Source organism: Paenibacillus sp. GP183 (genome assembly GCF_900104695.1).
GTDB lineage: Bacteria > Bacillota > Bacilli > Paenibacillales > NBRC-103111 > Paenibacillus_AI.
Map to the genome: position 1 here is coordinate 2,787,054 of NZ_FNSW01000001.1, position 12,506 is coordinate 2,799,559.

At 40.1% G+C, this 12,506-nt stretch carries 6 protein-coding genes and 3 pseudogenes; 7 read left to right on the forward strand and 2 right to left on the reverse strand.

What is annotated here, in order from left to right; all coding sequences use genetic code 11:
• Nucleotides 1-5: 5 nt before the first annotated feature.
• Together galU and BLV33_RS13765 are read right to left on the reverse strand one after the other, a co-directional pair.
• Entirely contained in the window at nucleotides 6-887 is an 882-nt protein-coding gene (galU, locus tag BLV33_RS13760; RefSeq protein ID WP_090792451.1) for a UTP--glucose-1-phosphate uridylyltransferase GalU, read from the reverse strand.
• 20 nt (nucleotides 888-907) lie between these two features.
• Nucleotides 908-2,737 carry a polysaccharide biosynthesis protein gene (locus BLV33_RS13765; RefSeq protein ID WP_090792455.1) on the reverse strand — a complete coding sequence of 610 codons (1,830 nt, stop codon included), beginning with the start codon at nucleotides 2,735-2,737 and terminating at the stop codon, nucleotides 908-910.
• Between the two features lie 438 nt (nucleotides 2,738-3,175).
• Between BLV33_RS13765 and BLV33_RS13770 the strand changes: the two genes are divergently transcribed.
• The 7 genes and pseudogenes from BLV33_RS13770 to BLV33_RS30050 form a co-directional block, all read left to right on the forward strand.
• On the forward strand, nucleotides 3,176-5,170 hold the full coding sequence (locus tag BLV33_RS13770) for a chitobiase/beta-hexosaminidase C-terminal domain-containing protein (protein WP_090792458.1): 1,995 nt from the start codon (nucleotides 3,176-3,178) through the stop codon (nucleotides 5,168-5,170).
• 411 nt (nucleotides 5,171-5,581) lie between these two features.
• Nucleotides 5,582-6,040, forward strand: coding sequence for an SGNH/GDSL hydrolase family protein (locus BLV33_RS13775; RefSeq protein WP_171909147.1), 459 nt, complete (start codon nucleotides 5,582-5,584; stop codon nucleotides 6,038-6,040).
• Nucleotides 6,041-6,087: 47 nt separating this feature from the next.
• The gene (locus BLV33_RS13780; RefSeq protein ID WP_090792464.1) at nucleotides 6,088-9,036 is read left to right on the forward strand and encodes a right-handed parallel beta-helix repeat-containing protein; all 2,949 of its coding nucleotides are present in this window, start codon (nucleotides 6,088-6,090) and stop codon (nucleotides 9,034-9,036) included.
• Nucleotides 9,037-9,184: 148 nt separating this feature from the next.
• A pseudogene (locus tag BLV33_RS13785) lies at nucleotides 9,185-10,529 on the forward strand (IS1182 family transposase).
• 433 nt (nucleotides 10,530-10,962) lie between these two features.
• On the forward strand, nucleotides 10,963-11,427 hold the full coding sequence (locus tag BLV33_RS30745) for an acyltransferase family protein (RefSeq protein ID WP_366414854.1): 465 nt from the start codon (nucleotides 10,963-10,965) through the stop codon (nucleotides 11,425-11,427).
• A 155-nt stretch (nucleotides 11,428-11,582) separates the two neighbouring features.
• Nucleotides 11,583-12,242: pseudogene (locus BLV33_RS30045) on the forward strand (transposase); the annotation flags it as partial.
• A 125-nt stretch (nucleotides 12,243-12,367) separates the two neighbouring features.
• Nucleotides 12,368-12,466, forward strand: a pseudogene (locus BLV33_RS30050) (AAA family ATPase); the annotation flags it as partial.
• Nucleotides 12,467-12,506 lie beyond the last annotated feature (40 nt).

The following is a 12,506-nucleotide window of genomic DNA, read 5'->3' on the forward strand; positions in this document are numbered from 1 at the left end:
TTTTATCACCTGTTAACGGATTCTTTCTTCATAAGTTCCGAGAGATACTTCAATAACCCGAATCTCAAATCGTCACGCAGCAAAGCATACTCGATCGTCGTTTGAATAAAGCCCATCTTCTCGCCAACATCATACCGTTTGCCTTCAAATTCGTAAGCATAAACCGATTCATATCGATTTAACTCCGCAATTGCATCAGTCAGCTGTATTTCTCCACCAGCCCCCGGCGCTTGATTATTTAAAATCTCAAAAATTCTAGGAGTCAGGATATACCGCCCCATGATGGCAAGATTTGATGGTGATTCCTCTACTTTAGGCTTCTCCACTAAATGATGGATACTATATAAACGTTCAGCGATTTCAAAACCGTCAACAATGCCATACCTGGACACCTCGTTATCCAAGACATGCTGGACGCCAATAATGGAGGAATCGTGATTTTCATATTGTTCCATCATCTGCTGCAGACAGGGCTTGCTTGCACGAACAATATCGTCCCCGAGCAATACCGCAAAGGGTTCATCTCCTATGAATTTACGTGCGCACCAGATGGCATGCCCCAATCCCTTGGGTTCCTTCTGGCGTATATAATGAATGTCTATCATATTCGAGGATTTTTGAACTTCATTTAATAGCTCAAATTTTCGCTTTACCAATAAATTTTGTTCCAATTCGAAGGAATTATCGAAATGATCCTCAATAGCTCTTTTCCCTTTTCCGGTGACGATAATAATATCCTCAATGCCTGACTCAATCGCTTCCTCCACGATATACTGAATGGTCGGCTTATCCACAATGGGAAGCATCTCTTTAGGCATGGCCTTAGTTGCTGGCAGAAATCGAGTCCCGAGTCCAGCCGCTGGAATAATCGCTTTTCTTACTTTCATAATTTCGTATCGGCTCCTTTTTAACTAATTGAGGCATACTTTTCTGAGATCGGGACAACTTTGCTGTTGGCTAAATTGAGCAGCTGCTCCCTTAGAGCAGCTTTATCCAGGTTTGCAAAGATGGAGAGCATGAATTTGATTTCTTCCATATACAGATCCGCCGATTTTCCAATATAGATCTTGGGATAAACCTGGCGTTCCCCGATCTCATCTGGTTTGAGCAGCTCTTCAAAGAGCTTTTCTCCCGGTCTTATCCCGGTAAACTCTACGCCGATTTCTTCAATGGTATTTCCGGAAAGCCTGATTAAATTTTTGGCCAGATCCACAATCTTGACCGGCTCTCCCATGTCCAGAACAAATATTTCTCCTCCTTTGGCTAAGGCTCCGGCTTGTATGACCAATCTGGATGCTTCGGGAATGGTCATAAAGTAGCGAATCATATCGGGATGAGTTACCGACACTGGGCCGCCCTTCTCGATTTGTTGTTTAAAACGAGGAATGACGCTGCCCCGGCTCCCGAGTACATTGCCGAATCGAACGGCTACAAATTTGGTGTCACTGTTTTTGTCCATATCCTGTATGATCATCTCAGCCAGTCTCTTGGTTGCACCCATAACACTGGTCGGATTTACAGCTTTATCCGTCGAAATCATGACAAATGTATCCACACCGTACTTGCTTGCCGCTTTGGCAACGTTCATGGTTCCGATAACATTGTTTTTTACAGCTTCTTCCGGGTTTCTTTCCATTAGCGGTACGTGCTTATGGGCTGCGGCATGGTAGACGACATCCGGGCGGTATTTGTTCATGATCGACATCATTTTATTCAAATCCTGCACATCGGCAATCTCCGTAATGAGTTCGGGCTGTGCATTTCCACAATTATCCTGCAGTTCAATTTCAATGGAGTAAATGCTGTTCTCTCCATGCCCCAGCAGAATTAACCTTTGCGGATTGAATTTTGCGATTTGACGGCAAATTTCAGAACCGATGGATCCGCCGGCACCTGTTACCAAAACAACCTTGTTGGTTATGTATTCAGAAATACTGTCAATATCGAGCTCAATCGGTTCCCGGCCTAATAAATCTTCCACCTGTACATCCCTGAAATGATTAACCGAAAGCTTTCCTGTTATCAGATCCTCCAGCATCGGAAGAATTTGCGTTTTGGCTTTTGTCTTTGCACATTCCTGGAAAATTTTGTTTAGCTCCCTTTTGCCAAGAGAAGGGATTGCTATAATAATGTTGTCGATGTTTAATTCTTTAACTGCCTGTTCAATTTGATTGACCCCTCCAATGACGGGTAACCCCAGGATATCCAGATTTTGAATTTTTACATTATCATCAATAAAAGCGACGGGGAACAACTTCGCAGCATTATTTTTGAACAGTTGTCTAGCTACCATGGTACCGGCCGAACCTGCACCAATAATCAGCGTTCGTTCCTTGTTCTTGGTCTTCACTAGATATGTATCGCGAAAAAGTCGCCAGCAGAAACGGGATCCTCCGATTAACAGGATATGCATCATCCAGGTAACAGCTAGCAAACGAAAATAAATATCCTGAAGAACAATCTGTTGAATACAAGCGACAGTCACAATAGAAAACGTAATGGCTTTAAAAATAAACAATAACTCCCCAATACTCGCATGCTCCCAGGCTTTTTTATAGAGCTTATAAACGAATGAAAAAAAATGATGACTGAGCAATAAAGCGATTGAACTAACAACTATAGGCAAAGTAAAGACATCGAGATCGGCTGTTAATAACAATCTGCTGAAGAAAATGGAGGTTAATACGATACCGGAGTCGACTATAAATAACATTGATAACCTTTGACGAAATGACAAAGAATTCACCCTCTCACTAAAGTTCTTAAGTATAAGGCCTTTAACAAAAAGACCGGATAATTAAACACTTTAATGTTTTTCAGGGTTTTCAACCCTTCCTCAACTCCACACTTTCGACGACTTGCGTCTAAGGTTTATTTCAACCCACAGCATGACCGAGTGCCTCCATTGATAACGGTAAGGAGACATCACCGGAACAAAATTTGTTCTTTATAACGAACGTTAAGGCAAAAAAAAATTGCTTGATAATTTGTGCAACTAATTTTAACTTATAACCCTATAATAGTTCTTTATAAAGAACAAGTCAACACAATTATTTCACTCATAATCAGTAATTCTATACCAGATTAAAAATGTATCTATATCCCTATACTTACACCCAATTTAATTCATCTATTACAACATAATATATAAAAAAATAGAAAAGAGGTGTGATCAATGATAGAGGTAAATGCTAATCTTAGAGACCTCAACGATGTAGATCTAACAACCAATCTTCCATCTAATAACGATTTATTAGCTTATAACAGCAATACATCGAAGTGGGTTCCAATAATACTCTCGGGAAAACTTGAACCTCAATATGTTGTAAAAGATGCATGGAGCACTACTGGTAGCCACAATTTTTCTGAGAATATGCATAATTTTTATATAAAAAATACAGGAACATCTGATATTACTTTTACAATTAACAGTATTACAATTACCGTTAAAGCGTCTGAGGAATTCGAGGATGTATTTGATCCTTTCACTTCAATGTCTATTAGTGGAACAAGCACTTTTACTGCTAATGTAAGTGCTTTGAAAACAGGATCTTCTAACCCACAATACACCGTTAAGGATTACTTTTCAGGTTCATCAAATGTAACACGTCAATATTCAGGCAATGTTTATGGGTTGGTTGTCAGCAACGATGACGCTACGAATTCATTAACTTACACTGTAAATGGAATTACTTTAACTTTACCTGCTGGTGACGTACTAGAAAGAAATTTTAATTCGTTTACTCAATTTTCAATTAATTCCTCTACCCCATATCGTGCATATGCGAAGAGTTCATTTCAGACTGTTATAACGGGAAGTACTGCTGATACTACTCCACCAGTCATAACAGCATCGCCCAATGGTGGACTATTTAACTCAACACAGAATGTAACTTTAAGTTCCAACAAATCAGCTGTAATTTACTATACAACTGATGGAACTACTCCTACGACAAGTAGCAGTATTTACACCATAGCTCTAAGCATACCTTCGACAACTAAAATTAAGTATTTTGGAAAAGATACTGCTGGAAACGTTTCAACTGTCCAAACAACACTTTATACAATTGATACAGTAGTACCTGTAGTAACATCTTCTCCTGTTGGAGGATTATTTAATGCTCCTCAATCAGTAACATTATCTGCTAACAAAACAGTCACTATTTACTATTCTTTAGATGGAACTACACCAACTACAGGTAGTTCTGTTTACAGTTCAGCTTTAAACATCACTTCTACAACTACGTTAAAGTACTTTGGTAAGGATACTGCTGGTAATAGTAGCTCAATTCAATCATCCGTTTATACAATTGATACTGTGGCTCCAAATCCAGTAACGCTATTGACAGCAGGAACGATAACATCAAGTGCAATTCCAATTAGCTGGACACTATCAACTTCGGGTGATGTAGCGAACTATGAAGTGGCATATTCAACTGATAATTTTGCTATGAATACAGTTATAGCTAGCGCAGCAGTCAATGCAAAATCCACTTCCTATACCGTCACTGGTTTAACAGCAAACACAGCGTATACGGTGCGAGTTGTTTCAATAGACGGCGCTAATAACCGATCTAAAGCAGTAACAGTAAATGGAACAACACTAGCAATGTCTAATAGTACAATATTAGTATCTGATTCATTTAATAGATCTGATAATACTGCAACGATGGGTAGTACTGATAGTGCAAATGGTGGTACAACCAAAACATGGACAATGTACGGCACTAATGTTTTCGGAATCAGTACAAATCAAGCTTATTGCGTGAGTGGTGTGATTTCCGATGGTGTTTTTGCTGGCGTAGATGCGGGAGTAAGTGACGCTTCTGTTACTGTTACATTATCCAAAATGGCAACTTACGCTAGCCTTCATGCTCGTGCTACTAGTGCAACATCTAGTCTGATTCTTCAATGGAAGCCTAATGGATATTATTTATACACATATTTGTCAGGGGTATATACGACAATTGGTAGCACGAATGCTAAAATTCCTGCCAGTGGAGATATAGTCAATATTACTTGTAATGGTACAGCAGTAAAAGTAAACATAAATGGTGTGCAATATATCAACAGTACAAGTACTTTCAACCAAACTTCAACGATATTTGGTTTTGGTACAGCAGGAAACACCGTTGTAAGATTTGACGATTTCAAAATTGAAAGTGTTTAATTAAATTTATCTAAGAGGGGTTAGGCCCTCTAAGAATTGATGCTAGAGGTAATTTTTTTAAGCTTTGATAACGGGAAATGGACAGGTGGAAAATATATAATAACGTCAGGAAATAAATCTTTTTCAAATAATGACTGGAATCCTGGTCAACCAGAATAATCCTGTAAAAGTCTCAATTGAAGCCGTACAAGCGCCCAACATCGGGACTTACACTGACGGAGTTGTTATTTTCGGTGCAGTCAATGTAGGTGCGTTTATCCACTGTTTTATAATCCCGACTTGATCGGATGCACTACATCTTCTACTAAAATGCTAAGCAAACCATTTATTGTTGGGCGGGTTATCTTGATTTATATATTCCTTCAATAAACAATTTAGCTGTTAGTGGTGAGAATGGCTGGAGCAACTGGAATGTATGCGACAAAACGAAAACTTGTAACGGCAACATCATATTTGTGTATCATCATGAGTGGCACGAACGATGCTGCAAATGTGGGGTCTTATACGCCTACACCATTAGGAACTATAGGTGATGAAAACCAAAACACATATTTAGGTGCATATTCGTTGTTGCTCGATAACTTGCTAGCTCAGAATCCGAAAATTAGAATAATTCTTATGACTCCCCTACAGGTGTTTTGTAATGACGGTGCTGGAGACATAAGAACCAACGCTATGATAGAACCCTATAGACAAGGAACAAGGGATATTGCATCATATTATGGTCTTCCTTGTATTGATCTTGCAAGGGTTATGGGATGGAATGCTGTAACAAACCCAGCTTTATCTGGTGATGGATTACATCCAAATGAGGCTGCTAGCAGAGTAATGGCACGAATTATTGATCGATTTATTAGACAAAATTTTTAAATAGAACTGTCTAGTAGTAATCTAATTGGGAATGGAGGTTAATAAATATGCTTAAGAAAAAACCTATTGGTGGCTCTGGCGCAACAAGTATGAGTGGTTTGTCAGATGTTGATGTAACTACGCTTGCACCTGATAACGGCAATTTTTTAAGTTTTGATAACGGAAAATGGAAGCCTGTAACTGGCGCAACAAGTAAATCATCCTACTTTATAGACCTTATGACTTACGGGATAACTCAGGGAATACCAGCAAAACCTTATACAAACGCTAATTATGTAACGGCTGACAATAATATGAATGGCATTAACAGTGCTATTCAGTACGCGTCTGACAATGGATATACTGAGGTAGTACTGCCAAGAGGTCAATATGCGTTGTGCTACAATTACCTAAATGCAACAGCAGGTGACTTTAGTATGAAAACAATACAAATGAAAAGCTATTTAACTTTTAACTTGAATGGCTCTACATTGAAGGTTATTTATGACTCTGATGTTAGGAGTCCTTTTGACACTAAAGGTAGAATAAACGCAGCACAATTCCCTGACATACCGTGTACTTTTGAGGGTACTGTTATGACGTTTGATAATGTCCACAATTCTGTTTTAGCGTATGGTGAAATAATTGGTTGTAGAGCAGACAGAAGCTACATTAATTCAGCAATAGAACAGACGCTAGAGAGTTCATACGGAGTTACAATAAAAAGAACTTCAAGTCATAACGCTATTCACCATTGTAGGATAGGCGCTTTTAATGGTGATAGTATAGCTTTTTCGAGTGATGCTATTTCTGAGTTAGTCGAGTTCAATCAACAATATACTTTGAATGATGTAGACAATGCAACTGGAGCACTTATTGCGTCCACTAATACAATTACAAGTAAAAATATTGCTGCAACAGATGGTTTATGGGTTTTACCTACGCTTGATGTTCCCAACACCGCATTGTTGATCGCAGGTTCAGGCAGTAGCAGAGTAACTACTGGAATGCTATCTAAAGACTTCCATATCGCATTCTACAAAGCAGATGGAACATTCATAGGTAAAATGAAATATCAGAAAATTTATACGCCTGTTTCCATCCCAAAGAATGCAGCCAAGTTTAGGTATATCTTTATCAATGAGACTGATACTACTAAAACGTTCGCCATAAGAATCCTTTATGGAAACATTCCACATCACAATGTAATAGCGCATTGTGATATATATGGTTGTCAGCGTGGAGGAATTGCTGGTGGAGGTTCCCATAACATTATCGAATACAACACAATACGAGACACAGGTAAAACTGGAGATAATTCATTCTTAGATGGTGGGACTGTGTTCAATGACCCTACTAGATACTGTATAAACCAAGAAGATAGCTTTGGGGATGGGATTATTATTCGCCATAATCATTTTTATGGCGGTTATCATGGCATTTTAGCAGGCGTTTATTCGGTCTCCATAGAGAATAATCATTTTTATAACATGACAGGGATAGCAATTAATTTATACACGACTCAATTCGCACATATAACAGGAAACTATCTGTATAATTGCCAAACTGCTTTTGGACTTCAAGGTACTGACTTATCTAACCCGTTTGTCAATATTACTGGAAACTTTATAAGGGGTGGAGGGTCTTACGCCTGTCAAATGGGTTTGAACGGAGCAAAGTATAGAGTTAATTTCAGTGAAAATTATATCGTAGATGTACCAAGTATAACCATGAGCACCGAAACTGCTACATTTAGAAACAACATTATAAAATATACAACAAGCACAGGCGGTACAATTACGATTGATAAAGCTAAAGACTGTGTATTTGAAACTAATTTAGTAACTAGCCCTAGAATTGATGCGAGTATCTACGAATACGAGGGCTGCACCTTTGATAATATTCAGATTAATTTAAAGACACGCAATGATGGTACTGTCACTGAAAAAGTTAACCTTGACAGGTGTACTTTTAAAAATAATGCGCAGTTATACAATAACACATTTGTTGGAACAAACCCAAAGATTGTATCTGTAACAAAGAGCAAATTTATTGACAGTATTATCAGTTTTGATATTGTCAATATGGACAGCGTAACTATACCCATAGCACTAAAGGACTGTAGTTTCGAGTTTAATTCAGGAGTCACACCTTCAGGTGTTAGCACACCAACATCGATAATTAGCTTAAATTGCAATACTAATCAAGATCTAATCACTCTTGATTTTGAGAATTGTACTGTAAACATTAAAAACACTTTATTTGCTAGACTAATTTCTTCTAGTTCTGGAAGTAAGACAATATCTGTATCATTCAGAAAATGCGACTTCAATTATTCGGGAGCGCAAACACCTTTGTCTTTAACGTATTATCAACAACTCAGCGCTATGAGAAAATTTGTCTCTGCAAAAAATACATTTACCAACATAACTTTGCCAAGTGAAGATATCATATTTATTGGGTATGACGAGATGGAAAAGACTAAGAATGTAGAACCATCTTCTTCTTACTACTACTATTCGGGGGATATTCGGAACAACGCAATTTTGACTGCGGGTGGATATGTAGGTTATGTGTGCATGACAGCAGGTTATACTGCGGCTGGATCATGGAGTGCAAAAACGTTCTTCGCCTATGGAGATCGCATCGTTGACGGAACGCTTGTGTATGAGGCTAACATTTGTGGAACTAGCACAGCGACAAAACCAGCGTTACCAACCACCGTAAATGGAACTGTTACAGACAATGTGGGAATTACAACATGGCAAGCAAGCCATGCTTATAATATTGGTGATTTTGTTGTTCCAATAACTCCTGTTTTGTGGTGGCAAACAAACTATGGGGATTATTTCGAATGTACTGTTTCTGGAACTTCTGGCACAACTGAACCTAACTGGCAAAGTGGAACCGTATCCGATGGTACAGGAACACTGCAATGGCAACCAAGAAAGTTGCTGACTTGGAAACTCCTTGGGAATAAGGCTACATTCAAACCGTATGGTTTAATTTCTGTATAATTGGAAGGATTTACTGTCCCTCTTAAATAAGAGGTCAGACTGTCGAGAAAGTGGACAGTCTTTCTTATTAATCAATTAGTTTAACACATCACCGCGTTAATATGGTATAATATAGGTAATTCATTTACCAGAAGGAGCGGTGTTATTCATGTTGTATTCTCATCAGCCCGACCCCCAATTGGACTTCGAACTGGTTTGCATTGAGCATTTGGTTCTAGACGATCACCTACTACGTCATATTTCCAAATACATGGACTTCTCATTTATCACGGAAAAAGTACGTCCTTACTACAGCGAAACACACGGACGTCCGTCCATCGATCCTGTTATGCTCTTCAAAATGCTGTTCATCGGTTACTTGTACGGAATCCGGTCAGAGCGTCAGCTCGAACAGGAGATCAACCTGAATGTCGGCTACCGTTGGTTTCTGGGCATTGGCCTGTCCAAGAAGGCGCCGGACCATTCCACCATCAGTTGGAACCGGAAGAAGCGCTTTAAAGATACGACGGTATTCCAAGACATCTTCGACGAGGTCGTCCGCCTGGCAATCGAAAATCGGATGGTGGCCGGTCGCGTGCTCATCACCGATTCTACTCACCTGAAAGCGAACGCGAATAAACGGAAACACAACGTTCAAGTAGTAGAGCGTTCGCCACAGGAATACATAGAAGAACTGGAGAAAGCAATCGAAGAAGATCGGCGGACCCTCGGAAAAAAGTCGCTGAAAGTCCGGGAGGAGGTGGTTGAGACCAAGGAGGTCAAGGTTAGCACCACAGATCCGGAGAGCGGGTATATGGTCCGTGACGGCAAGCCGGAAGGTTACCGTCGACCACAAATTCAACATCATCACCGACGTTCACGTTACGCCCGGAAATGTACACGACTCGGTTCCATATGTCGAGCGGCTCAAACATCAGGTCGAAAAATTTGGTTTTACCGAATCCCTTGAAGCAGTGGCTGTCGACTCCGGTTACCTAACTCCTCACATTTGCAAAGAGCTGCAGCAGATGAAAGTGTTCGCCGTCATCGGAGGACGTTCATTTACACCGGTCAAAGGACTTATGAAGAAATGGCAGTTTAAGTTCGACGCTGAGAAAAACGTGTATGTCTGTCCAGCCAAACATGAACTAAAGTATTCTACAACGAACCGCGAAGGCTATCGGGAATACAAGTCGAACCCGAAACATTGCAAGGACTGCCCGTTGCTGGAGAGGTGCACGCGAGCCAAGAACAAGCAGAAAGTGATCACCCGGCACGTATGGGAAGACAGCAAAGAATGGGTTCGGCTAAATCGGCTAAGCAAGTCCGGCAAATACCTGTATCGCCTGCGATACCAAACCATTGAGCGAAGTTTCGCGGATGCCAAAGAGCTCCACGGACTTCGCTATTGCCGTTTGCGCGGAAGGGATAACGTCCAGGAACAAGCGCTGATGACCGCAACCGTACAGAACATAAAAAAGATCGCCCTCCACCTTGCCAAGAAGGCAAAGTAGAGGGCGATTACTGTTCAAGTGGGTGAGGCGTACTCAGAAACGCTCGCTCGCCAGGTACCCTTTGTATTGAAAAGCAAAATAACCGCTTTTTTCAACAATCTGCCCTCTTAAATAAGAGGTGTTTTTAATGGTAAATAATTTCCTAGAAGTTGGTATTATTGATGCTAATTCAACTTAAAATTACTCATACGCAAAATATTAACCTTACTGTGATTGTTTCAAAAATATAGTCAATCGATTTTTTATATTAGTTGAAGTAAAGATGAAACTCTGTTGTATTCTTTATAAAGAACTAATTTGTTCTTTATAAAGAATTAGTGGGTGCTTAATTGTGGGTAAGCGGTACGAAGAATTAGATTCATTAAGGGGTCTCGCAGCAATAGTAGTTTTAATAACGCATATAGTTATGACATAACCCATTAGCGGTGAGAAACTGAAAAGTACACCATTCCACTTTTTTTGGGCAGGTCATGAAACTGTAATATTATTCTTTGTTTTAAGTGGTTTTGTTTTATCATTACCGTATCATAACAATAAAGCACCAACGCATAAGGAATATCTAATTAAACGGATTTGTAGAATTTATATTCCATATATCTTCTCCATTATCTTCTCGATGGTTCTCATGGGTTTGGTTTCTCGAATGGGAATACCCGATTTGAGCACATGGTTTAACTCAATCTGGGTAACTCCACCTTTGTTGCAGTCAATTATCAATCACATCGTTTTACTTGGTCAGTTTGAAGCTATTTCATTTAATCCAGTCATTTGGTCAATGATTCATGAGATGAGAATATCGATATTATTTCCGTTCATTATGTATTTTGTAATAAAAAATAACTGGAAAAAAAATCTTGTTATGACTTTATCGATACCAATTTTGATCTTTTTAACTTGAGTGTTGCAAAAATCTTGTTGTCGATAAAGCCGAGTTAAAGCCGGGTTTTTAGATCCTTCGTCGAACGGCTAAATAGAAGAAGGACATCTCCTTTATCTGGAGAAATTGACGGTCACGGAGCCAATTTTTCCAGATAAAGGAGATGTCCCAATTCCATGGTATCCCTCTACCTGCCGATCGTCAAGTTCATTTTAGCGCTGAAGTTGGAGTTTTCTAAACCCCAATTGAATCACTTGTTTACGCTCGTTCATGGCATCATTCTTTGTGCCGGACGCAAGAACATTACGCAGATCCGAAACGCTGCCAGACAAGATTGCCATCTGAGCAGCATCACCAATTTTCTGAATCATGCGCCTTGGTGCGTCAATCGCATGCAGCGCAGACGGATGCAATTTATTATGGAGAAAATCCAGACAAAGCGTATGAAGAATGGTGATTTAAGGCGTCTTGTATTTTTCATCGTGGATGATACTTGCTGTAAGAAGGAAACCTCGACGAAGAAAATGGAAGCTCTCAGTTTTCAATATTCTCACGAGGATGGAAAATCGGTCTGGTGCCACTGCGTTGTCACGGCCCACGTAGTAAGCGAGGGCAGTTCCTATGCCTGGGATTTCCGTCCTTATTACCGTGAAGAGTATTGCGACGAGCACCGCCTGTCATTCAAGAGTAAGAACGATCTTGCCCTTGAAATGATCGAAGCATTCCCAACTACACAGGATGAGCAGGTTTACGTTCTCATGGATAGCTGGTATACCAGTGAGAAGGTTATTAATGCCTGCAATCGCAAGGGATTTCACGTCATCGCCGCTGTAAAGACGAACCGGCTCATCTGCGTCAGCGGCGTAACGATCTCCATGGCTGATTTCGCTGTCCAGTACCTTCGCAAGTCTGACCTACGCTCCGTTACGGTGGACAGTCAGGGCTCTGAATATTTCAGTGGAAAGAGAGCGAAGCTAGAGAATTGCTTGAAATCGTGGAAGCTCGACATCAAAGAGGGTCCACCATCTTTTGCTCCCAGTTCTCTCCCGCCGGCTGGCATAGAGAAACAAGCAGCCATTCATCCAAAATTAATAAGGGGA